The organism is Streptomyces triticirhizae, assembly GCF_003696235.1.
GTDB lineage: Bacteria > Actinomycetota > Actinomycetes > Streptomycetales > Streptomycetaceae > Streptomyces > Streptomyces triticirhizae.
In genome coordinates this window covers 25,691-51,887 of record NZ_RFFJ01000006.1, presented here as the reverse complement: position 1 = coordinate 51,887, position 26,197 = coordinate 25,691, and the positions used below count along the sequence as shown (strand labels likewise).

General features: G+C 73.7%; 22 protein-coding genes, 1 tRNA gene and 1 riboswitch. Of the genes, 14 read left to right on the top strand and 9 right to left on the bottom strand.

The window, feature by feature from the left end:
• Positions 1-24: 24 nt before the first annotated feature.
• The 9 genes from EBN88_RS02720 to EBN88_RS02680 all read left to right on the top strand — a co-directional run bounded on the left by EBN88_RS02720 (position 25) and on the right by EBN88_RS02680 (position 10,648).
• The gene (locus tag EBN88_RS02720; RefSeq protein WP_199742230.1) at positions 25-1,287 is read left to right on the top strand and encodes a cytochrome P450 family protein; all 1,263 of its coding nucleotides are present in this window, start codon (positions 25-27) and stop codon (positions 1,285-1,287) included.
• A gap of 189 nt (positions 1,288-1,476) precedes the next feature.
• On the top strand, positions 1,477-2,280 hold the full coding sequence (locus tag EBN88_RS32535; RefSeq protein ID WP_325052714.1) for a LysM peptidoglycan-binding domain-containing protein: 804 nt from the start codon (positions 1,477-1,479) through the stop codon (positions 2,278-2,280).
• A gap of 359 nt (positions 2,281-2,639) precedes the next feature.
• Positions 2,640-2,786: riboswitch (cyclic di-AMP (ydaO/yuaA leader) on the top strand.
• A 3-nt stretch (positions 2,787-2,789) separates the two neighbouring features.
• Complete coding sequence (locus EBN88_RS02710; RefSeq protein ID WP_122182150.1) at positions 2,790-3,449, top strand: LysM peptidoglycan-binding domain-containing protein; 660 nt, start codon at positions 2,790-2,792, stop codon at positions 3,447-3,449.
• Positions 3,450-3,743: 294 nt separating this feature from the next.
• Entirely contained in the window at positions 3,744-5,024 is a 1,281-nt protein-coding gene (gene eno / locus EBN88_RS02705; protein ID WP_122182149.1) for a phosphopyruvate hydratase, read from the top strand.
• 159 nt (positions 5,025-5,183) lie between these two features.
• Positions 5,184-5,699, top strand: a complete 516-nt coding sequence (locus EBN88_RS02700; RefSeq protein ID WP_122182148.1) for an FtsB family cell division protein — start codon at positions 5,184-5,186, stop codon at positions 5,697-5,699.
• A gap of 96 nt (positions 5,700-5,795) precedes the next feature.
• Positions 5,796-6,332 carry a DUF501 domain-containing protein gene (locus tag EBN88_RS02695; RefSeq protein WP_233580396.1) on the top strand — a complete coding sequence of 179 codons (537 nt, stop codon included), beginning with the start codon at positions 5,796-5,798 and terminating at the stop codon, positions 6,330-6,332.
• A 2-nt stretch (positions 6,333-6,334) separates the two neighbouring features.
• A complete protein-coding gene (locus tag EBN88_RS02690) occupies positions 6,335-7,291 on the top strand; it encodes a Ppx/GppA phosphatase family protein (RefSeq protein ID WP_122182177.1) in 957 nt (318 codons plus the stop codon).
• A 418-nt stretch (positions 7,292-7,709) separates the two neighbouring features.
• Positions 7,710-9,131, top strand: a complete 1,422-nt coding sequence (locus EBN88_RS02685) for an NAD(P)/FAD-dependent oxidoreductase (protein WP_122182147.1) — start codon at positions 7,710-7,712, stop codon at positions 9,129-9,131.
• Between the two features lie 224 nt (positions 9,132-9,355).
• Positions 9,356-10,648: an SAM-dependent methyltransferase gene (locus EBN88_RS02680; protein ID WP_122182146.1), complete on the top strand. Its 1,293-nt coding sequence runs from the start codon at positions 9,356-9,358 to the stop codon at positions 10,646-10,648.
• 46 nt (positions 10,649-10,694) lie between these two features.
• Here EBN88_RS02680 and EBN88_RS02675 read toward each other — a convergent pair whose 3' ends face one another.
• Positions 10,695-11,483 carry an ABC transporter ATP-binding protein gene (locus EBN88_RS02675; RefSeq protein ID WP_199742227.1) on the bottom strand — a complete coding sequence of 263 codons (789 nt, stop codon included), beginning with the start codon at positions 11,481-11,483 and terminating at the stop codon, positions 10,695-10,697.
• Between the two features lie 409 nt (positions 11,484-11,892).
• On the opposite strand from EBN88_RS02675, the gene EBN88_RS02670 reads away from it, so the two are divergent.
• Positions 11,893-11,974 (top strand) — tRNA-Leu (locus EBN88_RS02670).
• A gap of 30 nt (positions 11,975-12,004) precedes the next feature.
• On the opposite strand, the gene EBN88_RS02665 is transcribed toward EBN88_RS02670, so the two are convergent.
• Both EBN88_RS02665 and EBN88_RS02660 read right to left on the bottom strand, forming a co-directional pair.
• Complete coding sequence (locus EBN88_RS02665; RefSeq protein WP_199742226.1) at positions 12,005-13,381, bottom strand: MFS transporter; 1,377 nt, start codon at positions 13,379-13,381, stop codon at positions 12,005-12,007.
• A gap of 94 nt (positions 13,382-13,475) precedes the next feature.
• Entirely contained in the window at positions 13,476-14,849 is a 1,374-nt protein-coding gene (locus tag EBN88_RS02660) for an FAD-binding oxidoreductase (protein WP_122182143.1), read from the bottom strand.
• A 180-nt stretch (positions 14,850-15,029) separates the two neighbouring features.
• Here EBN88_RS02660 and EBN88_RS02655 point away from each other — a divergent pair, with 180 nt between their 5' ends.
• Both EBN88_RS02655 and EBN88_RS02650 read left to right on the top strand, forming a co-directional pair.
• On the top strand, positions 15,030-16,160 hold the full coding sequence (locus tag EBN88_RS02655; RefSeq protein WP_122182142.1) for a helix-turn-helix domain-containing protein: 1,131 nt from the start codon (positions 15,030-15,032) through the stop codon (positions 16,158-16,160).
• 154 nt (positions 16,161-16,314) lie between these two features.
• A complete protein-coding gene (locus tag EBN88_RS02650; protein ID WP_122182141.1) occupies positions 16,315-17,169 on the top strand; it encodes a Bax inhibitor-1/YccA family membrane protein in 855 nt (284 codons plus the stop codon).
• Positions 17,170-17,310: 141 nt separating this feature from the next.
• On the opposite strand, the gene EBN88_RS02645 is transcribed toward EBN88_RS02650, so the two are convergent.
• From EBN88_RS02645 to EBN88_RS02630, 4 genes are all read right to left on the bottom strand, one after another.
• Positions 17,311-17,637 (bottom strand): hypothetical protein, encoded by a 327-nt coding sequence (locus tag EBN88_RS02645; protein WP_122182140.1) that lies wholly within the window; start codon positions 17,635-17,637, stop codon positions 17,311-17,313.
• 96 nt (positions 17,638-17,733) lie between these two features.
• Positions 17,734-18,654, bottom strand: a complete 921-nt coding sequence (locus EBN88_RS02640) for a hypothetical protein (protein ID WP_122182139.1) — start codon at positions 18,652-18,654, stop codon at positions 17,734-17,736.
• 293 nt (positions 18,655-18,947) lie between these two features.
• A complete protein-coding gene (locus EBN88_RS02635) occupies positions 18,948-20,156 on the bottom strand; it encodes an acetyl-CoA C-acetyltransferase (RefSeq protein ID WP_122182138.1) in 1,209 nt (402 codons plus the stop codon).
• 69 nt (positions 20,157-20,225) lie between these two features.
• Positions 20,226-21,299 (bottom strand): SGNH/GDSL hydrolase family protein, encoded by a 1,074-nt coding sequence (locus EBN88_RS02630; protein ID WP_233580395.1) that lies wholly within the window; start codon positions 21,297-21,299, stop codon positions 20,226-20,228.
• A 146-nt stretch (positions 21,300-21,445) separates the two neighbouring features.
• Between EBN88_RS02630 and EBN88_RS02625 the strand changes: the two genes are divergently transcribed.
• Positions 21,446-22,858 carry a cystathionine beta-synthase gene (locus tag EBN88_RS02625; RefSeq protein WP_122182136.1) on the top strand — a complete coding sequence of 471 codons (1,413 nt, stop codon included), beginning with the start codon at positions 21,446-21,448 and terminating at the stop codon, positions 22,856-22,858.
• A 359-nt stretch (positions 22,859-23,217) separates the two neighbouring features.
• Here EBN88_RS02625 and EBN88_RS02620 read toward each other — a convergent pair whose 3' ends face one another.
• Positions 23,218-23,649, bottom strand: coding sequence for a hypothetical protein (locus EBN88_RS02620; protein ID WP_122182135.1), 432 nt, complete (start codon positions 23,647-23,649; stop codon positions 23,218-23,220).
• Positions 23,650-23,791: 142 nt separating this feature from the next.
• On the opposite strand from EBN88_RS02620, the gene EBN88_RS02615 reads away from it, so the two are divergent.
• Positions 23,792-24,634 carry a MurR/RpiR family transcriptional regulator gene (locus EBN88_RS02615; RefSeq protein WP_122182134.1) on the top strand — a complete coding sequence of 281 codons (843 nt, stop codon included), beginning with the start codon at positions 23,792-23,794 and terminating at the stop codon, positions 24,632-24,634.
• Between the two features lie 188 nt (positions 24,635-24,822).
• On the opposite strand, the gene EBN88_RS02610 is transcribed toward EBN88_RS02615, so the two are convergent.
• Positions 24,823-26,130 carry a type III PLP-dependent enzyme domain-containing protein gene (locus tag EBN88_RS02610; RefSeq protein WP_122182133.1) on the bottom strand — a complete coding sequence of 436 codons (1,308 nt, stop codon included), beginning with the start codon at positions 26,128-26,130 and terminating at the stop codon, positions 24,823-24,825.
• Positions 26,131-26,197 lie beyond the last annotated feature (67 nt).

The following is a 26,197-nucleotide window of genomic DNA, read 5'->3' as shown; positions in this document are numbered from 1 at the left end:
GCCGGGGAGCGGGAACGAGCCGGCGTGCGGGATGGCGCGCACGCGGGCGCGCGCCCCGCGCTGTTCGGCCCAGGCTTCCTGGCCGACCCCTACCCCGCCTACGCCTGGCTGCGCGAGCACGCGCCGGTGCACCGGGCGACGCTGCCCAGCGGCGTCGAGGCGTGGCTGGTGACCCGCTACCGGGACGCCCGCGCGGCCCTGGCCGACCCCAGGCTCAGCAAGAACCCCTCCCGGCACAGCGCCGACCGGCACGCCTCCGGCCGGGTCGGCATCCCCGGCGAGCGCGGCGCCGGGCTGATGACGCACCTCCTCAACATCGACCCGCCCGACCACACCCGGCTGCGCCGGCTGGTCTCGCAGGCGTTCACCCCGCGCCGGGTCGCCGCGTTCGAGCCCCGGGTGCGGGAGTTGACCGAGCGACTCGTTGACGGCTTCGCGGAGCGTGGATCGGCCGACCTGATCGACGAGTTCGCGTTCCCGTTGCCCATCTACGCGATCTGTGACCTGCTGGGCGTGCCGGCCGAGGACCAGGACGACTTCCGCTCCTGGGCCGGGATGATGCTGCACACCAGCGGCAAGCGGGGCGGCGTGGGGCGCGCGGTGAAGCGGATGCGCGCCTATCTCGCGGAGTTGATCCACCGCAAGCGCCTGACGCCGGGCGACGACCTGATCTCCGGGCTGATCCGCGCCTCCGATCACGGCGAGCAGCTCACCGAGGACGAGGCGGCGGCGATGGCGTTCATCCTGCTCTTCGCCGGCTTCGAGACGACCGTCAACCTCATCGGGAACGGCGTCCACGCGCTGCTGGGCCACCCCGAGCAACTCGCCCTGCTGCGCGCCGGGCTGGCGGCCGGCGACGAGCGGCTGCTCGCCACGGCGGTCGAGGAGCTGCTCCGCTTCGACGGCCCCGTGGAGCTGGCCACCTGGCGCTTCGCCACCGAACGCCTCACCCTGGGCGGACAGTTGGTGGAGGCCGGCGAGCCGGTGCTGGTGGTGCTCGCGGCGGCCGACCGGGACCCGGAGCGCTTCGCTGAGCCGAACACCCTGGATCTGAGCCGCGTTGACAACCCCCATCTCGGCTACGGCCACGGCATCCACTACTGTCTGGGCGCACCCCTGGCCAGGGCCGAGGCCCGAACGGCCCTCGCGGTGCTGCTGCGAAGGCTGCCGGATCTGCGGCGGGCGAGCGGGGCGCCCGAGCCGCGCTGGCGCGGTGGGCTGATCATGCGTGGACTGCGTTCGCTGCCCGTGGAGTTCACGCCGGCGCGCGTGACGGGGCGTCAGTAGTGTGATCCGCGCGTGATCTGCGTGGGATCGGCTTGTGATCGTGCGGTGGGGGCGGCTAGGTTCCCCTCAACCGCAACAGTGTTCGTTTGGGAGGGTCCGCAGATGCGCTCCGGGACAGGTCGTCATCGTCGCCCACGGCAGGCTCCTGCCTTCATCGTCGCAGCGGGCGTCACCGGCGCCGGCATCGCCATGCCGCTGCTGAGCGCGGGCTCGGCCTCGGCGGTCGGCGACGAGGCGTGGGACCGGGCGGCGGAGTGCGAGTCCGGCGGCCGGTGGAGCGCCAACGACGGCAACGGTCAGTACGGAGGCTTCCAGTTGACGATCGAACTCTGGGAGGAGTACGGCGGGTTGGAGTTCGCGATCCGGCCCGATCTGGCCAGCCGCGCCCAGCAGATATCCGTGGCCGAGCGGATCATGGCCGGGATGGGCCGGGGCGCGCTGCCCGGCTGCGGGGTGGCCAGCGGGGTGTGGCAGGAGTACCGGCAGGAGCAGCGCGAGGAGATCGACCGCGCCGAGGAGGCCGAGGAGGCCCAGGCGGAGGAGGAGATCGGCGCCTCGCCCGAGGACTCGTCGGACGGCTCCGACGAACGCCCGGGGGACGCGACGCCGGAGCCCGAGCCGGTCGAGGAGACCCCCGAGGCGGGGGACCAGCCGGACGAGGGGCGGGCCGGCGATCTGCCGGACGAGCGCACCGAGTCGGAGGGCAACGGCCGGCACCGGGGCGACCCCGACCCGGCGGAGACCGACGAGGCCGAGCGCCAGCGCGACCAGGCGCGCGGCGACCGCGCCGGAGAGCGCGCGGACGAGGGGGAGCGCGCCAACGGCGGCGAATATCGGGTGATTCCGGGCGACACCCTCTCGCAGATCGCCCTGGACCATGACATCTCGGGCGGTTGGCCGGCCCTCTACCGGGCGAACGAATCGGTCATTGGGGACGACCCCGACTATATTCTCCCCGGCCAGCGGCTGGACTTGACCGCCAGCGGTCGCTAAGCGGCGCGCGCCGGGCGGCTCTTGGCCGCTCGGCGCGCCCCGGCCCGGGCGCGTCTGGTGTGTGACGATCCTCTCGGTTCTTCGCGGAGTGTCCCGCTCCGCCCCGCCGCCCCTTTTCCTCGCTGACCTGCGAGAAGGTGTCGTCCTCCGGCCAAAGTCGGTCAAGTTGGGACGATGCGACGATCTTCATCGTTCTTGAATCGTTAGCGCGGGTGTGTTTAGTGTCCCCTCGCCCGGTTTTCCGCCGGGCGTCCGGGCCGTTACGCCGAATCCTGTCGCCGACCCGGGCCACCACGCGCACCACCGCAGACAGGAGCGGGGGACCCAGCACGGTCAACGGCCGCCCATGGCCGACGCGTCGACCGTGTCCGCCGGACCGGCGCCTTCGGGCGCCGTGGACGGCTCGGGGTGAAGCCGACAGCCAGCCCAACTGCCCCTGTCGGCCGGGCAACTCACCTGATCCCGAACCCGACAGCTCACCTCGCAGGCGTCCGGTGAGAAGGAACGTCATGCTGTTCTCCGGCACGGGGCGGCACCGCCGTCCCAGCAAGCCCACCCGCATAGCCACCGCCGCCGGTGTCACCGGCGCCGCCGTGGCCATCCCGCTGATCGGCGCCTCCGGCGCCTCGGCCGCCTCCGTGGACACCTGGGACGCCGTCGCCCAGTGCGAGTCCGGCGGCGACTGGTCCATCAACACCGGCAACGGCTACTACGGCGGCCTCCAGTTCTCCCAGTCCAGCTGGGAGGCGGCCGGCGGCACCCAGTACGCGGCGCGCGCCGACCAGGCCACCAAGGAGCAGCAGATCGCCGCCGCCGAGCAGCTGTTGGCGATGCAGGGCCCCGGCGCCTGGCCGGTCTGCGGTGCCCAGGCCGGGCTGACCTCCGGCGGCCCGGCCCCCGAACTCGACACCTCCGGCGGCTCCGCCGAGCAGTCCGCGCCCGAGGAGGCCGCCCCCGAGGCGCAGCCCGAGCCGGAGCGGCCGGTCGAGGCCCAGCCGCGCTCGGCCCCGGCCGAGGACGGCGAGACCTACACCGTCGTCAAGGGCGACACCCTCTCCGCCATCGCCGAGGAGCACGACACCACCTGGCGGCAGATCTGGGCCGACAACGTCGACGTGATCGGCGAGGACCCCAACCTGATCCGCCCCGGTCAGGAGCTGTCCCTGTAGTCGACGCGGTCGTTCGCCGTTCCGGACTCCTCCCGTGAACGGCCCCGTGCCCGGCCGGTGTTCACCGGCCGGGCACCCCGTTTTCTTCAGTGGTTAAACAAAAAGCTTCGCCGTCTCGCAACCCTGGTTGACCAGGCATTTCGCCGGGTCTCTCGGCGCGTGACGGGCGCTGGATGACGGCGGCGGGCCGGGAGGCGGTTAGGCTCAGGGAGTCACCTTGGATGAGGTCGACGCGGCGGACCGGCACAGGTCGCGCGCAGGTCGACCACACACTCTGACCCGAAGGAGAACCTCGTGCCGTCCATCGACGTCGTCGTAGCCCGCGAGATCCTGGACTCGCGAGGCAACCCCACGGTCGAGGTCGAGGTGGGCCTCGACGACGGCTCCACCGGCCGCGCCGCCGTCCCCTCCGGCGCCTCCACCGGTGCCTTCGAGGCGCTGGAGCTGCGCGACGGCGACGCCAGCCGTTACCTCGGCAAGGGCGTGGAGAAGGCCGTGCTCGCCGTCATTGAGCAGATCGGCCCCGAGCTGGTCGGCTACGACGCCACCGAGCAGCGCCTGATCGACCAGGCGATGTTCGACCTGGACGCCACCCCCGACAAGTCCTCGCTCGGCGCCAACGCCATCCTCGGCGTCTCGCTGGCCGTCGCCCACGCCGCCTCCGAGTCCCGCGACCTGCTGCTCTTCCGCTACCTCGGCGGCCCCAACGCGCACCTGCTGCCGGTGCCGATGATGAACATCCTCAACGGCGGCGCCCACGCCGACTCCAACGTGGACATCCAGGAGTTCATGATCGCCCCGATCGGCGCGGAGTCCTTCTCCGAGGCCGTCCGCTGGGGCGCCGAGACCTACCACACCCTCAAGAAGGTCCTCAAGGAGCGCGGCCTGGGCACCGGTCTCGGCGACGAGGGCGGCTTCGCGCCCAACCTGTCCTCCAACCGCGAGGCGCTCGACCTGATCGTCGAGGCCATCCAGAAGGCCGGCTACACGCCGGGCCAGGACATCGCGCTGGCCCTGGACGTGGCCGCCACCGAGCTGTACTCGGACGGCTCCTACACCCTGGAGGGCAAGTCCCTCAGCGCCCAGCAGCTCACCGACTACTACGAGGAGTTGGTCGAGGCCTACCCGCTGGTCTCCATCGAGGACCCGCTGTCCGAGGAGGACTGGGACGGCTGGCAGGCGCTGACCGCCCGGCTCGGCGAGAAGGTCCAGATCGTCGGCGACGACCTGTTCGTGACCAACCCCGAGCGGCTCCAGCGCGGCATCGACAACAGGTCCGCCAACGCGCTGCTGGTGAAGGTCAACCAGATCGGCTCGCTCACCGAGACCCTGGACGCCATGGAGCTGGCCCAGCGCAACGGCTTCAAGTGCATGATGTCCCACCGCTCCGGCGAGACCGAGGACGTCACCATCGCCGACCTGGCCGTCGCCACCAACTGCGGCCAGATCAAGACCGGCGCGCCCGCCCGTTCCGAGCGGGTCGCGAAGTACAACCAGCTGCTGCGCATCGAGGAGATCCTCGACGACGCAGCCGTCTACGCCGGCCGCAGCGCCTTCCCGCGCTTCAAGGGCTGAGCCCGCGCGGGCAGTCCGCCCGGAGGCGTCCGGGCGGACCGCCCCGGCCGGCGCTCGTCGGCCGCCCGCCCGTGTCCCCCGACCGGTCCCCGCCGTCCGTCCCGTACGGTGGCGGGGACGGGTCGTGGGCAGTCCACGTGAGGGTGACAGGGAGGCGATGTGGCCGCGCAGCGGGACCGGTTCTCCACCGCCACCCGGTTGCGGGCGCTCGGCGAGCAGGCCGCCGCCCGGGTCTACCGGGCGCAGAGCCGCAGGCTCGCCCGGCCGCGCCGGGGCGGCGGCCAGCAGCGGCGCGGCCGGCTCACCGGCAGGGCCGCGCTGTTGGCGCTGGTGGTCTGCTCGTTGGTGGTCGCCCTCGCCTATCCGCTGCGCCAGTACGTGCAGCAGCGCTCGGAGATCTCCGAGCAGCGGCGGCTGGCCAGGGAGGCCGCCGACCGCGTCGAGGAGCTGCGGGACGCCAAGGCCCGCTGGCAGGACGACGCCTATGTCGAACGTCAGGCCAGGGAGCGGCTGCGCTATGTGCGGCCCGGCGAGATCGGCTACGTCCTCCCCGACGGCGCCCCCGGCGCCAACGCCGGCACGGACGAACGGCTGCGCACCCGGGGGACGTTGGCGCCCCGCCCCTGGCACCAGAACCTGTGGGACGGCGTCGATCGGGCCGACCGCCCCCGGTGAGCGGCCCGGTCGCCGCGTCCGCGACACTCGTTGTTCCGTGGGAGCCGCCGCTCGTCGCGTCGTCCCGTGAGTTGTCCCCCTGAGAAGAGTTCACCCGTGGAAACCCCGACCCCGACCGACGTTGCGGTGATCGAGGAGCAGCTCGGCCGCCCCCCGCGCGGGCTGCGCGCGGTCGCCCACCGCTGCCCGTGCGGCAACCCCGACGTGGTGGAGACGGCGCCCCGGCTGCCCGACGGCACCCCGTTCCCCACCACCTACTACCTGACCTGCCCGCGCGCCGCCTCCGCCATCGGCACCCTGGAGGCCAACGGCGTGATGCGGGAGATGACCGAGCGGCTGGCCACCGACCCGGAGCTGGCCGCCGCCTACCGGGCGGCCCACGAGGACTACCTGGCCCGGCGGGACGAGATCGAGGTGCTGGCCGGCTTCCCCAGCGCCGGCGGGATGCCGGAGCGGGTCAAGTGCCTCCATGTGCTGGTCGCGCACGCGCTGGTCGCCGGGCCCGGCGTCAACCCGCTGGGTGACGAGGCCCTCGCCATGCTGCCCGAGTGGTGGCGCGCCGGCCGCTGCGCCACCGGTGCCACCGCCGAGGCCAACGCCGGCCCGCACCCCGCGCGAGGAGAGAACGCATGAGCCTGACCACCGCCGCCGCCATCGACTGCGGCACCAACTCGATCCGGCTGCTGGTGGCCGACGCCGACCCGGAGACCGGTCAACTGGTCGACCGCGTGCGGCGGATGGAGATCGTCCGGTTGGGCCAGGGCGTGGACCGGACCGGCCGGTTGGCGCCGGAGGCGCTGGCCCGCACCCTGGCGGCGTGCCGGGACTACGCGGAGGCGATCGCCGCCCACGGGGTGACCCCCGACCGGCTGCGGTTCGTCGCCACCTCGGCCTCCAGGGACGCCGAGAACCGCGACGACTTCGTCCGGGGCGTCAAGGAGATCCTGGGCGTGGTGCCCGAGGTGATCACCGGGGACGAGGAGGCCGCGCTCTCCTTCACCGGCGCCACCAGGGAGCTGGCCGGCCGGCCCGAGGTGGCGCGGCCGTTCCTGGTGATGGACATCGGCGGCGGCTCCACCGAGTTCGTGCTGGGCGAGCGGCGGGTGACGGCGGCCCGCAGCGTGGACATCGGCTGCGTCCGGCTGACCGAGCGGCATCTGACGACGGCCGACGGCGCGGTGGCCGACCCGCCGGGGCCCGAGGCGCTGGCGGCGCTGACCGCCGACATCGACGCGGCCCTCGAACTGGCCGCCGAGCGCGTTCCGTTGGAGCGCGCCGGGACGCTGGTGGGGCTGGCCGGCTCGGTCACCACGGTGGCGGCCATGGCCCTGGAGCTGCCCGAGTACGACCCGGCCGCGATCCACCACGCGGTGCTGGAGCGCGAGAAGGTGCGGGAGGTCGTCGACTGGCTGCTGAGCGCGACCCACGCGGAGCGCGCGGCCGTTCCGTCGATGCACCCGGGGCGGGTCGACGTGATCGGCGCCGGCGCCCTGGTGCTGCTGCGCGCCATGGAACGGGCGGACGTCGCCCGGGTCACGGTCTCCGAGCACGACATCCTGGACGGCCTCCTGTGGAGCGTGCTGGCCCGCTGAGCGGGGCGTTTCCGGGTTTTCCGCCGGCTCTCCCGCCGGGCCGAGGCCGGCTGCGGCCGCCGCCCGGCGGGCCGGAGACGAACTTCGTGAAGTTATTCACATGACCGGCGTGCCCGAAGGACCCGAAAGTGTTCCGAACGGTGGACGGCGAGCGGTCCCCGGCCGCCGGAGGCCCCGGGGCGGCGAACGCGTGCGGGGCGGGGCGGCCGGCGGCGCCGCCCGGGTGGAGCCGGGGGACACCCTCTCGACCTGGCTCGTTCCCTTGTGAGGGGCCCGACTCCCGGCTCCTGAGGAGCCGTTGGGTCCGGCTGGTGAGAGGCGCTCGGCTCGGCGGGGCGCGAAGTGTAGCACAAAGTCGCCCGGTGCTTGTGAAGGGCCTCACGAGGTCGCCCCGGGGGGTGGGTGGATACTCGATGGCATGAGCACCACGGAGCGTCCGCGCATCCTCGTCGTAGGCGGGGGTTACGTCGGTCTGTACGCGGCCCGCCGCATCCTGAAGAAGCTGCGGTATGGCGAGGCCACCGTCACCGTCGTCGACCCTCGCTCCTACATGACCTACCAGCCCTTCCTTCCCGAAGCCGCTGCCGGCAGCATCTCCCCGCGGCACGTCGTGGTGCCCCTGCGTCGCGTGCTGCCCAAGGCAGAGGTCCTCACCGGCCGTGTCACCACCATCGACCAGGACCGGCAGGTCGCCACGGTGGCGCCGCACGTCGGTTCGCCCTACGAGGTTCCCTTCGACTACCTGGTGGTCGCGCTGGGCGCCGTCTCCCGCACCTTCCCGATCCCCGGCCTGGCCGAGCAGGGCATCGGCATGAAGGGCGTCGAGGAGGCCATCGGCCTGCGCAACCACGTCCTGGAGCAGCTGGACAAGGCCGACTCCACCACCGACGAGGAGATCCGCCGCAAGGCGCTGACCTTCGTCTTCGTGGGCGGTGGCTTCGCCGGTGCCGAGACCATCGGCGAGGTCGAGGACATGGCCAGGGACGCCACGAAGTACTACCCGACCATCGAGCCGTCGGACCTGCGCTTCGTGCTGGTGGACGTGGCCGAGCGCATCCTCCCCGAGGTCGGGCCCAAGCTCGGCGAGTGGGGCCTGGAGCACCTCAAGCAGCGGGGTATCGAGGTGCACCTCAAGACCTCGCTGAAGTCCTGCGTCGACGGGCACGTGGTGCTCAGCAACGGCGTCGAGCTGGACTCCAACACCCTGGTCTGGACGGCCGGCGTCAAGCCCAACCCGGCGCTCGCCGAGTTCGGGCTGCCGCTGGGCCCCAGGGGCCACGTGGACACCGAGCCCACCCTCCAGGTGAAGGGCACCGGCCACATCTGGTCGGCCGGCGACAACGCCCAGGTGCCCGACCTGGCCGCGCGCGAGGCCGGGGTGGAGAACGCCTGGTGCCCGCCGAACGCCCAACACGCCCTGCGCCAGGCCAAGGTGCTCGGCGACAACGTCATCGCCGGGATGCGTGGCTTCCCGCAGCACGAGTACAAGCACGCCAGCATGGGCGCGGTCGCCGGCCTCGGCCTGCACAAGGGCGTGGCCATGATCAAGCTGGGCCGGCTCTCGCTCCGCTTCCGTGGCCGTCTCGGCTGGTACCTGCACCGTGGCTACCACGGCATGGCCGTCCCGACCTGGAACCGCAAGATCCGGGTCTTCGCCGACTGGACGCTGGGCCTCTTCCTCAAGCGCGAGGTGGTCTCGCTGGGCGCCGTGGAGCGCCCGCGCGACGAGTTCCACGAGGCGGCGGCGCCCGTCCCGGCCCCGGCCAGGGCGGTCGAGCGGCCGGCCGGCGCGGCCGAGGAGCGCCCGGCCAGGGAGCGCTCGGAGGCCCGCGCGGGCTGACCGAAGGGCGCCTCAGGGCTCCGTCACCGCACGCCGAGGGCGGGCGACCCACGCGGTCGCCCGCCCTCGGCGTGTTCGGGTTGCCCGGGTGGGCCGGGCGGCCCAATCGAGGGGGCGGTGTGGGGGGAATCGCGCGGAATCGGCGGCGGATCGGCAGCGTTCACCGAGAGCTGGACGCCAAGGTAACTGTGGGCAGTTTGTCTAAATCTGCGGAGGTTTGTCTCGTGGCTGTCGCTCCCCGCCTCGCCGCTCTCACCGAACAGCTCCTCGGCTCACCGCTTCCGCTCCGCCTCCGGGCGTGGGATGGCAGCGAGGCCGGGCCGACCGAGGGGCCCGTCATCGTGGTCCGACGCCGCCGGGCACTGCGTCGGATGCTCTTCCGGCCCGGCGAACTCGGCCTCGCCCGCGCCTGGGTGGCCGGCGACCTCGACGTCGACGGCGACCTGTACCAGGCGCTCGCCGCGCTCTCCGAACTGGTCTGGGACCGGGCGGACGCGCCGGCCGTCTCCCGCACCCGGATGCTGTCCGTCGTTCCCGAACTCCTCGCCCTCTCCGGGCCCCTGCCGCTGCCGGTCCGCCCGCCCCGCGAGGAGGACCGCCGCCGCCGGCCGGGACCCGCGCACTCCCAGCGCCGGGACCGCAGGGCCATCAGCCACCACTACGACGTGGGCAACGAGTTCTACGAGCTGGTGCTCGGCCCCTCCATGGTCTACTCCTGCGCGGTCTGGGGCCCCGGCACCGACGACCTCCAGGACGCCCAGGCCGCCAAGCTCGACCTGATCTGCCGCAAGCTGGGGCTGCGCGAGGGCCAACGGCTGCTCGATGTCGGCTGCGGCTGGGGCTCGTTGGTGCTGCACGCCGCGCAGCACCACGGGGTGCGCGCGGTGGGCGTGACGCTCTCCGCCGAGCAGGCCGAGTACGCCAGGGAGCGCGTCGCCAAGGAGGACCTGACCGACCGCGTCGAGATCCGGGTCCAGGACTACCGCCAGGTGACCGACGGCCCCTTCGACGCCGTCGCCTCCGTCGGCATGGCCGAACACGTCGGCACCGCCCGCTACCAGGAGTACGCCGACCGGCTCTTCCGGCTGCTGCGCCCCGGCGGCCGCCTGCTCAACCACCAGATCGCCCGCCGTCCGCTGGCCGACGAGGACGGCTACCGGATCGACCCGTTCATCGACGCCTATGTCTTCCCGGACGGCGAACTCGCCCCGGTGGGACGCACGGTGAGCCTGCTGGAACGTTCCGGCCTTGAGGTGCGGGACGTCGAGTCGCTCCGCGAGCACTACGCGTTGACGCTGCGCCGCTGGGTGCGCAACCTGGAGCAGGGCTGGGACCAGGCGGTGCGGCTGGTCGGCCCGGCCAGGGCGCGGATCTGGCGGCTCTACATGGCCGCGTCCGCGCTCCAGTTCGAGCGCGGCCGGATCGGCGTCAACCAGATCCTCGCGGTCCGCACCCCGGACGACGGCGCCTCGGGGCTGCCGCTGCGGCCGCGCTCCTGGGTCGAGCTGACGAGCTGACGAGCTGGCCTCCCGGCCGGCTGCCGGTCGGCCGGCCCGCGCCAGCTCAGGGGCCGGTGTGGCCCCTGGCGTCGTACCGCTTCATGTGTTCCAGGACCCGCTCCGCCGTGGGGGCTGGCATGTCGTCCACGACCCGGCCGTCGGCGAGGAAGACCGCGCGGTCCGCGTAGCCGGCCGCGACCGGGTCGTGGGTGACCATCACGACGGTCTGCCCCAACTCCCGGACGGAGTCGCGCAGAAAGCCCAGGATCTCGGCGCCGGCCCGCGAGTCCAGGTTGCCGGTGGGCTCGTCGGCGAAGACGATCTCCGGCCGGCCGGCCAGCGCGCGGGCGACCGCCACCCGCTGCTGCTGGCCGCCGGAGAGCTGGGCCGGCCGGTGCTTGAGGCGGTCCCTGAGCCCGACCGTGGAGATCACCTGGTCCAGCCACTCCCGGTCGGGCCTGGTCCCGGCGATGCCCATCGGCAACGTGATGTTCTCCAGGGCGTTGAGCGTGGGCAGCAGGTTGAACGTCTGGAAGACGAACCCGACGCGGTCCCTGCGGAGTTGGGTGAGCCGCCGGTCGTTCAGCCCGTTCAGCTCCGTGTCGCCGAGCCTCGCCGAGCCCGCCGATATCGAGTCCAGGCCGGCCATGCAGTGCATCAGCGTGGACTTCCCCGAGCCCGACGGCCCCATGATCGCCGTGAAGCGCCCCTTCTCGAAGGCGACGCTGACCTGGTCGAGGGCCAACACCCTGGTCTCGCCAGTGCCGTAGACCTTGGTCAGGTCCACGGCCCTGGCGGCCACCTCGCCGCCGGGGGCTTCGGGCGTGCTGCCGGTCGAATCGGTGTGCGGCACTGGCGCTTCATGGGACACGGCGTACTCCAGCCGGGACGCGGGAAGGACTCCTCCATCCTGAGTCGAAACCGCCCGTCTGTGATCCCTCCGGCCGTCAACTCCTCCCGCGTTCCCGGGTCGGACGGTCCCGGGTCGGAGACGGGACGGCCCGTCGTCCTACCTGAGGAGGAGATGATCCCTGAGTGTGCGGAAGGATGCGGAGGGTTGATTTGCGTCATCCTTCGCTCGACGGTGGCGCTCCCTCCTGGCCAAAGCTGCCTGTAACAGCCCCGTCGCGTACTGACGCCTCGTCAACAGCTCATAAAATCAGACAACATCGCGCTGGGGCACCGGTGTTCGGGTCGAATCCGGCCGTTAAGCTCGGATGACTCCCTCGGCGCCCCGGCGCCCGGTACGGCTTGGGATCTGTGCCCGGATGGTGGAATGCAGACACGGTGAGCTTAAAACTCGCTGGCCTTCGGGCCGTGCCGGTTCAAGTCCGGCTCCGGGCACCCAGAGCCTCCTCCCGACGCTGAGGCGCATCACGGCAGTTGGCGCCGCCGACCTCGTCCGGGAAGGGGCAGCGCCAGCGCGGCGCCCACCAGAGGAAAGCCGGCGACGACCGCGAGCGTGGTGGACAGCGACACGGAGTTGGCCAACGCCCCCGCCGTCGCGCTGCCCACGCCGCCGCCGACGAAGAACGTGAGGTTCACCAACCCCATCGCGCCACCGCGCAGCGCCGGTTGGACATGGCGGGACAGCGACCCGGTGGAGACCACCTGGGTCACCGCGAAGGCGGCGAAGCCGAGCGAGGCGCCGACGATCGGCGGGCCCACGTGGTCGGTCCCCGGCGCGACCGCCAGCGTCAGCGCCATGGCGCCGGCGACGGCCGCCAGCAGCACGCCGCCGCCCGAGGCGGACAGCCGGCCGGCGCCCCGGGAGAGCGCCGCGCCCACGACCGCGCCGGGCAACAGCCAGCCGCCGACGGCGAGAACGCTCCAGCCGTGCTCCCGGACCAGGAGCTGCGGCACCGTGTACATGGCGGCGAACAGGCCGGCGTAGACGCCGACTCCGGTGCCGGCGACGCGGAGGAACAGCCCGTCGGTCACCAGGCTCCTCGGCACGAAGGACGTGGGGACCGCGCGCACCCGCCGGACCAACAGCGCGCCCGCCCCCGCGAACAGAACGCCCAGCGCCAGCGCGAGGACGGGCGGCAGCCGGAGCGCGGGCGCCTGGACCAGCAGCGGGAAGGTGCCGGCGGTCACCGTGAGCAGAGCGGCGCCCCACAGGTCGAGGGGGCGCCCCGAGCCACGGCGGGCGGCGGCCGGGCGCAGGCACAGCGGCACCGCGAGCAGCGAGAGCGCCGGCAGCACCAGGGCCACCCGCCAGCTCACCCACTCGGTGAGGACGCCGCCGGCGAGCGTGGCGCCGGCCGAGAAGACCGCCATGGTGGCGCCGAACCCGGCGAGCACCCGGGGCCGGTCGGCCGGCTCGGTCGAGGCGGAGAGGGCCAGCGCGGCCGAGGTCATGGCGCCCGAGCCGGCCGCCAGCACGGCGCGGCCCGCCACCAACCACCCGAGACCCGGGGCGAACAGGCACAGCAGCGCGCCGACGGCCAGCACCGACGAGCCGAGCAGCAGGGAGGCCCGCACCCCCCGGGAGTCGGACAGCCGGCCGAACAGGGCGGTGCCGACGCCCAGCGCGAGAGCGTGGGCGGTGAGCACCCAGGCGACGGCGGAGGGCGTGGCGTCCAGCGCTGAGGCCACATCGGGAAGCGCGACACCGGCGGCGGTGACGCCGAAGACGGCCGGGCCGAAGAGCATCCCGTAGCGCGCCCCCGCCGACCTGGCGCCGATCGGTCGGGAGTCTCGTCCTGGGCGGAGGGGCGCGGCCGGCGCGGCCGCTCGGGGAGTGGACACGGACAGTCCTTCCACCACCGGGGCGTGGTCCGGTGGTTGGGCGTGGCGGGTGGTCTGGCGGTGGTTCGGGCGCGGTGGTTGGGCGCGGTGGTGGTCAGGCGCGGCCGTGGACGGTGTGGCCGAAGCGGAAGAGGTTCCCCGGGTCGTAGCGGTCCTTCAGGGCCGACAGCCGCGCGTGGGTCTCGGGCGGGAAGCAGTCCCGCGCGGCGTCGGCCGTGTCGGGTCCCGCGAAGAAGTTGAGGTAGCCACGGCCGGTGCCCCAGGGCGCCATCCGGTGCGGCACGCGGTCCGGGTGGTTCGGCGGCGAGAGCGTGGACAGCGTGAAGGCGCCGTCCCTGACGCCCACCGCGTTGGGCTCGGCCGGGGGCCTGGCGAGCGCGCCGCCGAGGTGGCGCAGCTCCACCATCAGGTCCTGGCAGCCGGAGTCCTGGCCGGCCAGGGCCAGCAGCCGCGCCACCGCGCCGTCGTCCAACTCGGCGAGCACGACGTTGCGTTCGTGGTAGGCCAGCGGCTCGGTCGGGTCCCGGTGGATGTCGGCGACCGCCGAGTACGGCATGTCGCGCACCTGGTCCTCGATGGCGGGGCCAACGGCGCGCAGCGGGCGCAGCAGGCGTTCACCCTCCTCGGGCGACCCCGTGAAGGCGATCCGCAGGTGCGCCGTCAGACGGCCCCGGAGAAACTCCGGCACGGTCGCGACGTCCGGGAGCCGCAGCAGCGCGAACGAGGAGGTCATGGCGTCGGGAACGCGCTCCGTCCAGTCCCGCCACGCGCGCAGCAGCGGGGCGGCTGACTCGGCGGGGAAGTGGATGCCGCCGCCGTAGAGCCGCTCCACGGGCATCAGTCGGAACTCCAGGGCCGTGACGACGCCGAAGGCGCCCTTGCCGCCGCGCAGCGCCCAGAAGAGGTCCCGGTGCCGGTCGGCGCTCACCTCCAGCGACGCGCCGTCCGCCGTGACGAGGTGGGCGCTGGTGACATGGTCGGCCGCCCAGCCGTACCGGCGGCCGAGCGGGCCCAGGCCGCCGCCCAGCGTGTAGCCGACCACGCCCACCTGGTCGGAGGAGCCGTTCAGCGGCGCGAGCCCGTGCCGGGCCGCCGCGGCGATGACCTGGTGCCAGCGGGCCCCGGCCTCGACCCTGGCGGTGCGGGTGGCCGGGTCGACGGTCACGGCGTTCATCCGCCGGGTGCTGATCAACACCCCGCCGTCGGCCGGGGCCGCGATGCCGTGCCCGGTGGCCTGGACCGCGACGGGCAGCCCGCGCGCGGCGGCGTACCGCACCGTGGCGCTGACGTCCCCGGCGCCGGCGGCCTGGACCACCAGCGCCGGCCGGTGCCGGGCTATCAGGTTGAATCCGGACAGCTCCGACGCGAACTCCGCGTCCCCGGGCGTGAACACCTCGCCCCGCAGCTCGGTGACGAGTCGGTCCAGCGCCTCGGGAGACGCGGTGCTTGAGGGGGAGTCCTCGGCCATGGACGGGTCCTTTCCGATGCTGTGGCCACGGCCGTTCAACCCGGCGGACGCGGCTTCGACCAGCAGTCTCGGCCGGGGATTCGGGCCCCATCCATCCCCCGGGTCCGGGGGAGACGCGGCGCCTCCACCCCCTCGATCGGGGGGTTGGCCAACGCGCCGGCCCGCTGTCACGATGGCGGAGTGACCAGCTCAGCAGTGCCCCAACGCCCGTCCGGCACGGCCCGGCTGCTCGCTCGAACCGCGAAGGCGCCCGACGCCCCGGGCCTGTTCGCCGAGGCGTCGGCACAGCTGCGGAAGCTGCTCCCCCACGAGGCGTCGGTGTGGCGGGTCGTCGATCCGCTGACCGGGCTGCTGGCCGCGCCCATCCGCGCGGAGAACCTCGACGAGGGCGGCTGCGCGGTCTACTGGGAGTGCGAGTTGTTCACCGAGAACGTGAACCTCTTCCGCGATCTGACCCGGGCGAGGGTGCCGGTCGCCGGCCTCCGCCAGACCACCGGGGATCTTCCGGCCCGCAGCGCGCTGTACCAACGGTTCATGCGGCCACGGGGGTTGGGGGACGAGCTGCGCGCCGTCCTGAGGGTGGGCGGCCGGCCGCACGGCCACATCAGCCTCTTCCGGGAGCGGGGCGCGCCCGCCTTCGGCGAGGCCGAGACCCGGCTGGTCGCGAGCCTGGTCACCCCGCTGGCGAAAACCCTTCGCTCCTTCGCCGAGCCCGCCGTCAACCCGCTGCCCGACGGCTCACCCGGCCCGGGGCTGCTGCTCCTCGACGCCTCCGGCGGGCTGCTCTCGGTCAACGAGGAGGCCCGCGCCTATCTGGCGGACCTGCCCGCAGGACCCGCCACCCCGTCCTCGTTCGGCATCCGGGTTCCGGCCTGGGTGCGGGCCACGGCGCTCCAGGCCAGGGCCGTCGCCGAGCGGCGCGATCGCGGACCGGCCAGGGTCAGGGTGCGGACCCGCTCCGGTCGCTGGCTGGTCTGCCACGCCTCCTGCCTGCGCGGCGCCGACGGCGCGCTCGGGCCGTCGGCCGTGGTGCTGGAGCCGGCGAAGACCTCGGAGGTCATGCCGCTGATCGCCGCGGCCTTCGAGCTGACGGAGCGGGAGATCCAGGTGACCCAGTGCCTGGCCCGGGGGCTCTCCACCGCTGGAACAGCCGAGGAGCTGCACCTGTCGCCGCACACCGTGCGGGACCACGTCAAGACGGTGTTCGGGAAGACCGGGGTCTCCAGCCGTGGCGAACTGGTCGGCAAGCTCTTCACCGAGTACTACGCGCCGTTCGCCGAGCGCGGCACCACGCGGGTGGGAAACCCCTGAGCCGCGCTCCCGCCGGCGGGGTGAGCGGGGCTCATGAAGGGCTGGGAACAACGAGGCTCTTCCAGTAGTTTCCTTGGGTGCACTACCGTGCGGACTTTGCTAACGCATTACTCTGGTAGCAAGGCCGTGCCGTGCGGCCCCATGGAGGAGTGAGATGAGGAGCAGCAACCCGGTCTTCACGCGTCGGGGGTTCAGTCGGGACGGCGGCTACGCCGGCTTCAACGCCGGACCGCAGCCGCAGACCGGGAATCCGTACGCGGGGAGCCCTGCCAACCCCTACGCGCCGCAGCCGGGGAACCCGTATGCGCAGCCGCAGGTGGGCCCCGACGGCGGATATGTCGCCCCCACCCGCCCCAATGTGATGACGATCGACAGCGTCGTCTCGCGCACCGCGATCACCCTGGGTGCCGTGGTCGCCGCCGCCGCTGTCGCCTGGATCACCGACCTGCCGCTCGGCGTCGGCGTGGCCTTCGCGCTGGTCGCCCTGGTCCTCGGCCTGTGGCAGTCGTTCAAGCGCGAGCCCTCGCCGCCGCTGATTCTGGCCTATGCCGTCACCGAGGGCATCTTCCTCGGCGCCATCAGCAACGCGATCAACCAGTACGCGCCCGGCGCCGCGATGCAGGCGGTCATCGGCACCATGGCGGTCTTCGCCGGTGTGCTGTTCATGTACAAGCAGCGCATCATTCGCGTCACCGCCCGCTTCACCCAGTTCGTGCTCGCCGCCGCGCTGGGCTTCATCCTGCTGTCCCTGGTCAACCTCGTCGTCGCGATGATCGGCGGCGGCAACGGCCTGGGCCTGCGGGACGGGATGCTCGGCGTCGCCTTCGGCGTGATCGGCATCGTCCTGGGCGCCTGCTTCCTCGCCCTCGACTTCAAGATGGTCGAGGACGGCGTCGCCTACGGCGCCCCGGAGAAGGAGTCCTGGCTGGCCGCCTTCGGCCTGACCCTGACCCTGGTCTGGATCTACATGGAGTTCCTGCGGCTGATCGCCATCCTTCAGGGCGACTGACCGCCGGCGCCCTCGCGGGCGCCGTCAACGGCTTCACCCAGCGGGCCCCGACGAGACTCTCGTCGGGGCCCGCTGGCGTCCGTCCCTCAGGTGGGGAACGGGCTCCCGCGGTCGTCGAACGGGGCGGGTGGCGGCCGGCGTTCAGACCGTGAACGCGGCCAGCAGGCGCAGCGCCTCGGCCAACTCCCGCTCCGCGCGGGCCGGGTCGTCGGCGGCCTCGATGGCGCGGGCGAGGTCGTGTCCGGTCACCGCGATCTGGTCGCCCACCGCCCACAGGCCCGCGTCGGGCACCCGCCGGGTGCCGCCCCGGTGGGGCTCCTCCAGCAGCTGAGCCCGGCGCGTCAACGCGTCGGCGAGGGCGCGTCCCTCGGCCGCCGCGCCGCGCCGCAGCCGGCTCTCCGGCAGCCGCCGCAGCCGCTCCACGGCCCGCTCCAGCGCGGCGTGCAACTCCGCCGTCTCCACCGCCATCTCGCTCGCCTCCGTGCGGTCGTTCCGCCCCGGAGCATCTCACGCGCGCCGTGGCCGCCGGGCACGCGCCCGGGGCACGCGCCCGGGGCGTGCGCCCTACTCGCCGGGCAGCGAGGAGGCGACCACCCGGTCGGCCAGCAGATAGACGTTCTCCTCCGCGCCGCAGGAGAAGGTCAGCGCATAGGCGCCGGAGACCGCCGAGCCGCCCATCAGCACCGGCGGCTCGCCGGCGCGCAGCGCCGAGGCCAGCCGCTCGGCGGCCTCCTGGTGGCTGGGGGTGAGGCACAGCGTGGTGCCGTCGGCGAAGAGGAAGACGTCCAGGGTGCCCAGCGGGCCCGGGCGTACGTCGGCCAACGGGACGCGGGAGGCGGCGAGTTGGGTCAGCCGGTCGGCCGTGTCGCCGTGGTCGGCGCGGCGCCGCCCGCCGGCGTCCGAGCGGTCCACCGGCTCCCCGGAGAGCGTGAACCCCGGGTGCGAGGGGTGCCGGCGGCGGGCGGCGGCCAACGCGGCCGACTCGTCCGCCTGCTCGTCCTCCTCGCCGCCCGGGGCCGCGCCCGCGTCCTCGTACGTGTCCTCGGCGCCCTCGTCGGACTGCCGGGGCAGGAACAGCGAGCCCTCGCGGACGGAGGGGGGCAGCGTCGAGTCGCTCAGCAGATAGCGCTCCAACAGGGCGTCCAGCAGCTCCTCGTCGTCGTCCGCGACCACATAGCTCAGGCCCCGCCCGGCCAGCAGCGCGCCCGGGCCCTCGTCCTCCCTGGCGTCCTGCTCCGCCCAGTACGCCCTGGCCTCCGCCAGCTCCCGCTCCCGCTCCTCGGCCAGCGCCGTCACCACGGCCGTTCTGACATCGTCGGGGGAGACCTCGGCCCTGGCCCCCGGGACCCGCGCCGCCCCGGCGGCCAGATCCGCCCGCAGCGCGGCCAACTCCCCGCGCAGGGCACGCACGGTGTACAGGGACAGGCCGCCCAGGGCAACGGTGGTGCCTGCGCTCACCAGCAGGATGACGGATATGGCGCTCACGGACTCGCTCCCAGTGCTGTTGGTCCCTGACTTCTTATCTCAGGTTTCCGGGGCGCGGACACGGCGTGCAGTGCAAAACGTCATGAAGTGGACAGGTATTTGGTCCCTTACGCGCCCCCCTGTCGGCGTTGACCTGCGCCTTCTTCTTGTCGAACGGGCGTGGATCACATCCCGGGTCCGCTTCGGTATCGCGCGGATATACCGCCGGGCCCGGCCGCGCCCGCCGGCGCACGCCCCCCGTCCGTGTGACGACCCCGCCACCCGGGGTCGCCGCTGTCTCCTCCTCGGTCTCCTCAGCTGAGCCGCTCCAGCACCATGGCCATGCCCTGCCCGCCGCCCACGCACATGGTCTCCAGGCCGAACTGCTTGTCGTGCCAGCGCAGCGAGTTGATCAGCGTGGTGGTGATCCGGGCGCCGGTCATCCCGAAGGGGTGGCCCACGGCGATGGCGCCGCCGTTGACGTTCAGCCGGTCCAGGTCGATGCCCAACTCCCGGTAGGAAGGGATCACCTGGGCCGCGAACGCCTCGTTGATCTCCACCAGGTCGATGTCGTCCACGGTCAGGCCGGCGCGGGCCAGCGCCCGGCGGGACGCCTCCACCGGGCCCAGGCCCATGATCTCGGGCGAGAGCGCGGAGACCCCGGTGGAGACCACCCGCGCCAGCGGGGTGATGCCCAGCTCGCGGGCCCTGGTGTCGGACATCACCACCAGCGCGGCGGCTCCGTCGTTCAACGGGCAGCAGTTGCCCGCCGTGACCAGGCCGTCGGGGCGGAAGACCGGCTTCAGGGCGGAGACGCCCTCCATCGTCACGCCGGGCCGTGGGCCGTCGTCGGCGGCGACCACGGTGCCGTCGGGGGTGGTGACCGGGGTGATCTCGCGCTGCCAGAAGCCGTCGGCGATGGCCCGCTCGGCCAGCCGCTGCGAGCGCACCCCGAACTCGTCCATCTCCCGGCGGGTGATCCCCTTCGCCCGGGCCAGGTTCTCCGCGGTCTGGCCCATCGCGATGTAGATGTCGGGCAGTTGACCGTCCTCGCGCGGGTCGTGCCAGCCCTCGCCGCCGTGCTCGGCGCGGTGCGCGGTGCGTGCCTCGGCCTCGGCGAAGAGCGGGTTGTGGGTCTCGGCGCCCTCCCTGGGGTTCACGGAGATCATCTCGACGCCGGCCGAGACGAAGACGTCGCCCTCGCCGGCCCTGATGGCGTGCATCGCCATCCTGGTGGTCTGGAGGGAGGAGGAGCAGTACCGGGTGACGGTGGTCGCCGGCAGGTGGTCCATGCCGAGCTGGACGGCGACGACGCGGGCGAGGTTGTTGCCCTGGGCGCCGGAGGGGATGCCGCAACCGAGCATCAGGTCGTCGATCTCGGCCGGGTCGAGCTGTGGGACCTGGTCGAGCGCGGCGCGGACGACGGTGGCGGTCAGGTCGTCGGGGCGCATCTCCTTCAACGAGCCCTTGCCGGCCCGTCCGATCGGAGAGCGGGCTGCTGAGACGATCACTGCTTCGGGCACGGCTTCCTCCGGGGCGGAACGGGGACGGACGGGCGGCTCGCCCGGGTCGAAGTTACCGGCAGGTAGAGGTTATGTCACGGCCTCGCTCGACCAGCCCGCCCGCCCCCGCGAGCGGTCGCGCGCCGGCGCGTCCTCCTCGTCCTGCTGTCCCACGGGCTCCGTCGCCTCGGTGGGCAGCGGGCGCCTGCGCCGGCGCTTGAGGAGCGCCCAGGGCGCGCGACGGGTGCCGCGCTCCGCCGAGCTGACCTCCGTGCCCCCTTCGAGCACCGCGCGTGCCGCCGCGCGGTCCACCGGCAGCAGCCGTTCCCCGCGCGGCATCCCCGGCCGCCGCTCCTCCGGCCAGACGCCGAGCGCGGCGCAGAGCGTGGGCAGCACCGCCATGGCCGCCGTGGCGTAGCCGGCTGCGGAGGGGTGGTAGCGGTCCGGCCCGAACAACTCCCGTGGGTGGGCGGCGAACTCGGGCCCGAGCAACGTGCCCAGCGAGACCGTTCGCCCGCCCAGCTCCACCACGGCGATGGTCTGCGCCGCCGCGAGCTGCCGGCACAGCCGCCGCGCCACCCAGCGCAGCGGCTGCCCGACCGGCTCAACCGAGCCCAGGTCGGGGCAGGTGCCGACCACCACCTGACAGCCGGCGGTGCGCAGCCGGGAGACGGCGTCCGAGAGGTGGCGGACCGACTCGGCGGGCGAGACCCGGCCGGTGATGTCGTTGGCGCCGATCATGATCACGCACACGTCGGGCACCGGGGCCCGCCCCGGCTCGGTGAGCAGCAGCGACACCTGGCGTTCGAGGTCGAGGGAGCGGGCGCCGGAGAGCGCCACGCTGTGCAGCTCGACGGGGCGTTCGGAGACCGCCGCGAGCCCGGAGGCCAGCAGCGCGCCCGGGGTCTGGCGGGCGTGCTCGACGCCGAGCCCGGCGGCCGTCGAGTCGCCCAGGATCGCGAGCCGCCACGGAACGCCGGCCGCCGCCGCGAACGCCGTCCCGTAGACCCCGTCGGCGACCGGCGGCTCGGCGTCGGACGAGCCGTCCAGCACCCGCCGCCTGGCGTACCTGGCCTCGGTGAGCAGCAGTCCCACGGCGGCTCCCCCCAGCAGGCTGACCCCGCCGCCCCCGAAGGCCGCCGCCGTCGCGATTCTCCGTGCCACGCGCGCTCTTGACATCCACCCACTGCCTCTCGTCGACCACCCCGTCACTTGTGTGGTGCCCAACCCGGCCCACCCCGCAACGCAATAGGGTGCTCTCCATCGCCGTTCACAGCGGAAGAACCCGCCCCTGAAATGCGGAGACCCAGGTGCAGTATCACGAGTCCATGATCGAACTGGTCGGCAACACCCCGCTGGTCAGACTGAACCGAGTGACCGAGGGAATCGAGGCCACCGTCCTCGCCAAGGTCGAGTACTTCAACCCCGGCGGGTCGGTGAAGGACCGGATCGCCGTGCGGATGATCGAGGCCGCCGAGCGCTCCGGGGCGCTGCGGCCCGGCGGCGTGATCGTGGAACCGACCTCGGGCAACACCGGCGTGGGCCTGGCCATCGTGGCCCAACAGAAGGGCTACCGCTGCGTGTTCGTCTGCCCCGACAAGGTCTCCACGGACAAGATCAACGTGCTGCGGGCCTACGGCGCCGAGGTGGTGGTCTGCCCCACCGCCGTGGACCCCGAGCACCCGGACTCGTACTACAACGTCTCCGACCGGCTGGTGCGCGAGACCCCCGGCGCCTGGAAGCCGGACCAGTACAGCAACCCGGACAACCCGCGTTCCCACTACGAGACCACCGGGCCCGAGCTGTGGGAGCAGACCGGGGGGCGGATCACCCACTTCGTGGCCGGCGTCGGGACCGGCGGCACCATCTCGGGCACCGGGCGCTACCTCAAGGAGGTCAGCGGCGGCCGGGTGCGGGTGGTGGGCGCCGACCCGGAGGGCTCGGTGTACTCGGGCGGCTCGGGCCGCCCCTACCTGGTGGAGGGCGTCGGCGAGGACTTCTGGCCGGAGGCCTACGACCGGGGCGTGGCCGACCGGATCGTGGCCGTCTCGGACAAGGACTCGTTCCAGATGACCCGCCGACTCGCCCGCGAGGAGGGGCTGTTGGTCGGCGGCTCCTGCGGGATGGCGGTGGTGGGCGCGCTGGAGGTGGCGCGCGAACTCGGCCCGGACGACGTGGTGGTCGTGCTGCTGCCGGACGGCGGGCGCGGCTATCTGAGCAAGATCTTCAACGACGAGTGGATGGCCGACTACGGCTTCCTGGAGGGCGGCGAGCCGGCCACCCGGGTCGGCGACGTGCTGCGCGCCAAGTCGGGCGGGATGCCGTCGCTGGTGCACATGCACCCGGACGAGACGGTGGGGCAGGCGATCGAGGTGCTCCGCGAGTACGGCGTCTCGCAGATGCCGGTGGTCAAGCCGGGCGCTGGCCACCCCGACGTGATGGCGGCCGAGATCGTGGGCTCGGTCGTCGAGAAGGAGCTGTTGAACGCGCTGTTCACCACCAGGGCCGCGCTCGACGACCGGCTGGACGCGCACATGAGCCCGCCGCTGCCGCACGTCGGCTCGGGCGAGCCGATCGCGGACCTGATGAGCACGCTGCACGCGGCGGACGCCGCCGTGGTGTTGGTGGAGGGGAAGCCGACGGGCGTCGTCAGCCGGCAGGACCTGCTGGCCTTCCTCGCGGGGGAGCGCGCCGGCGTGGGAGCGGGGAGCGCCTCGGCGTGAACGCGCGGGGCGGGGACGCGTCGGCTCCGAACGCGCGGGTCCGCCCTCGACCGGCGTTGAACACGCGGGTCCACCAAGAGATCCCGAAGTGTCACGGCTGGGCAACGCGTCGTTAACACCGCTCCGGCAGAGTTCTGGATGTCGGCACCAAGGACCTCCGGAGCGGCTCCCGGACCTCCCTGGTCGCCCGGACACGAGGCCCCGACCCGGCCCGTGTCCCCGCGGGGGCCGCCGTCGTCCCGCCCTCGGCTTCGCGCCGGGGTGCGGCGGCCCCCGCCAGTCTTCTCTCGAGCCCCTCGGGCCACCCACCCGGGGGGCTCGACGCCTGTCGTGCGAGGGGCTCGACGTCGGGACCGGTCTCAGTCCCAGTCGGACTTTTTCTCGCCGCCGCGCAGCTTGGTGTGCCCCAGGAAGCACGCGTTGACGCCCACCACGCCGGCCCAGCAGACGAGCAGCCCGGCCAGGCCGGTCTGCACGGCGGCGATCGCGGAGAGCGGGATCGCCAGCACCAGGGAGAGCGCGGCCAGGCCGAACGCGACCCCGGGGCCCTGTGCGTCGGCGCTCTGCGAGGGCCGGCCGCCCCGGGCGATCACCATCTGCTGCTCGGCGAGTTGACGACGGACGCGCTTGTCCACGGTGGTCTCGATGCGCTGCTCGACCTTCTCAAGAAACGAGTCGACCAGCTCGGCCTCGTACCCCTCACCCAGTTCCTTGCGGGTCTGCACGGCGGCTTCGAGATCCCGTTTCAGGTCGGTGTCTCGGTTCAGCTCAGGATCACGGCCACTCTTCATGGCGCAACGGTACGACCTCCACGCGGCGGGCGGCACGGGGGCTAACCCCCGTATGGGACCGGGGGGTTCCCGGGGCCGCGGCCCGGGTGTCCGGCCGGGCGCTCGGGTCCGCCCGTTCGGGCCGCTGCCTAGACTGACGCGGATGAGTGAGGCGAGCGCGCGCTTGGCGGGCCTGTTCGATGGGCACCGGCTGACCCCGACCCAGCGGCGGATCGCGCAGGTGCTGGTGCGGCGGGCCGAGGAGGCGCCGTTCCTGTCCAGCGTGGAGTTGGCCGGGTTGGCCGGGGTGAGCCAGCCGTCGGTGACCAGGTTCGCCGTGGCGCTGGGCTTCGACGGCTATCCGGGGCTGCGCCGGCAACTGCGCGAGGCGCTGCGCGCCGGGGAGCGCGCGCCGGCGGGCGAGGACGCCGAGCCCAACGTCTACCAGCAGGCGGTGTGGGCCGAGGTGGCGCGGCTGCGGGCGCTGGCGGCCGAACTGGGCGATCCGACGCGGCTGGAGCGGGCCGGCCGGCTGCTGGCGGGCTCACGGCCGCTGCCGGTGCTGGGCCTGCGGGCGGCGGCGGCCGAGGCGCGCGGCTTCGCCTACTTCGCCGCCAAGGTGCACCCGGACGTCCGGCTGCTGGACGAGGGCGGCTCGCATCTGGCCGACCGGATCGAGCAGGCCGCCGACGCGGGGGCGCGCGCCCTGCTCTGCTTCGCGCTGCCGCGCTACCCGCGTGAGCTGCCGGCGGCGCTGGCCGTGGCCAGGGGGTTGGGGCTCGCGGTGGTGACCGTGGCCGACAGCCCGCTGGCGCCGGTCGCCGCGCCCACCGACCAGCTCTTTGTCGCGCCGGTGAGCACCGCGCTCTCGTTCGACACGGCGTGCGCGCCGCTGCTGCTGGGCCGGGCGCTGCTGGAGGCGATGTGCGACGCGCTGCCCGACGCGCAGGCGCGGCTGGAACGGTTCGACGAACGGGCCGCCGCGCGGGGCGTCTTCCTGGACTGAACGGCGCGTGCTCGTCGGCGCGCGCCGCGCCAACCGGCGTGCGTCGCACCAGACCGCGCGTTCCGCCTGGCGCGCGCCGCTTCTCGGCCCCGTGCGCGCCGGTCCGTTCCGTTGCGGGCCGTTCCGTTCCGTTGCGTTCTGGTCGGCTCCGCTCCGTGCCCGCCGTTCCGTTCCGTTCCGTGCGCGCCTCAGAGCGAGCCGCCCGCCTCCTCCACCAGTTCGGCCAGGGTCTGCGCGCGGCGCAGCGGGGTCAGCACGGCGGGCCCCCGGCCGTCGACCGAGTAGCCGTAGACGGCGGGGCGGGGGAGCGCGTTGTAGCCGAAGGGCGTGGAGAAGTAGTACGCGCCGGTGTCGAGCAGGGCCACCAGGTCGTTCGGCCGGAGCCTGGGCAGCGGGCGGTCGATGGCGACCAGGTCACCGGCGAAGCAGCAGGGCCCGGCCACGTCCTGGCTGACCAGCGGCTCGGCGCTGGGCTCGCCGCCAGGGCCGTAGGCCGCCACCCGCAACGGCCAGGAGGCGGGCGCGAAGACGGTGCGCGTCGCGACCTGGGCGCCGGCGTGGGTGACGGCGATCGGGCGGCCGCCGGACTCCTTGGTGTACTCGACGCGGGCCACCACCATGCCGGCCTTGGCCAGCAGCGCCCGGCCGAACTCGGTGACCAGCCCGTACCGCCCGTCGAAGAGGCCGGGCACCGTCTCCCTCAGCAGCCGCGCGTAGTCGGCGAAGGCGGGCGTGATCTCGTCGGAGGCGAAGTTGACCGGCAGCCCGCCGCCGATGTCCAGGGTGTCGACCTGCCGCCGGCCGGCCGCCGCGTTGATCTCCTCGGCCAGCTCGTAGGTCTCCCGCACGCCGTCCGCCATCGCCTCCAGCGCCATGCCCTGGGAGCCGACATGGCAGTGCAGCCGGGTCAGCCAGGGGCGGGTGAGAAAGGCGCGCACCACCCAGTCGCGCGCCCCCGGGTCGCGCAGCGCGACCCCGAACTTGCTGGTGGCGGTCGCGGTGCTCATCGCGTCGATGGTTCCGCCGCCCAGCTGGGGGTTGATCCGCAGCCCGATCGGCCCATGGCCGGGGTGGTCGGGGAGCAGGGCGTCGAGCCGTTCCAGCTCCTGGGGGTTGTCCGCGTTGCAGGCGATGCCGAGGTCCAGGGCGCGGCGCAGTTCGGCGCCGGTCTTGGCGGGGGAGTCGAGCACGATCCGGTCGGCGGCGAGCCCGGCGGCCTCGGCCAGCGCCAGCTCGCCCGGGCTGGCCACCTCGCTGCCGATGCCGAACCCGTCCAGCAGCCGCAGCACCGGCACCAGGGTGGCGGCCTTGACGGCGAACGTGTGCAGCACCCGTTGGCCGGGCGCGGTGACCGCATCGAAGGCAGCATGGAGAGCGGAGGCCGACTCCTGGACGCCCCGCAGGTCGAGCAGGGCGGCCAGGGGCTGGTCGTCGGTGAGGAGGCCGTGGGCGAGCAGGGCCCGGACGGCCTGGTCGCGTCGGGTTGGGAGCACCATGCCCCCAGCCAAACACGACCGGGCGGCCGGGGTCAGGCCCGTGAGAAAGGGGAACCGCGCCCTGTTG

What these genes read in the sequence shown, in the direction of transcription:
- EBN88_RS32535 (WP_325052714.1), top strand. Translation starts at nt 1,477, where the DNA reads ATGCCGCTGCTGAGCGCGGGCTCGGCCTCGGCGGTCGGCGACGAGGCG.
- EBN88_RS02620 (WP_122182135.1), bottom strand. Translation starts at nt 23,649, where the DNA reads ATGAAGAGTGGCCGTGATCCTGAGCTGAACCGAGACACCGACCTGAAA.
- EBN88_RS02650 (WP_122182141.1), top strand. Translation starts at nt 16,315, where the DNA reads ATGAGGAGCAGCAACCCGGTCTTCACGCGTCGGGGGTTCAGTCGGGAC.
- EBN88_RS02710 (WP_122182150.1), top strand. Translation starts at nt 2,790, where the DNA reads ATGCTGTTCTCCGGCACGGGGCGGCACCGCCGTCCCAGCAAGCCCACC.
- EBN88_RS02610 (WP_122182133.1), bottom strand. Translation starts at nt 26,130, where the DNA reads ATGGTGCTCCCAACCCGACGCGACCAGGCCGTCCGGGCCCTGCTCGCC.
- EBN88_RS02660 (WP_122182143.1), bottom strand. Translation starts at nt 14,849, where the DNA reads ATGGCCGAGGACTCCCCCTCAAGCACCGCGTCTCCCGAGGCGCTGGAC.
- EBN88_RS02645 (WP_122182140.1), bottom strand. Translation starts at nt 17,637, where the DNA reads ATGGCGGTGGAGACGGCGGAGTTGCACGCCGCGCTGGAGCGGGCCGTG.
- EBN88_RS02685 (WP_122182147.1), top strand. Translation starts at nt 7,710, where the DNA reads ATGAGCACCACGGAGCGTCCGCGCATCCTCGTCGTAGGCGGGGGTTAC.
- EBN88_RS02615 (WP_122182134.1), top strand. Translation starts at nt 23,792, where the DNA reads ATGAGTGAGGCGAGCGCGCGCTTGGCGGGCCTGTTCGATGGGCACCGG.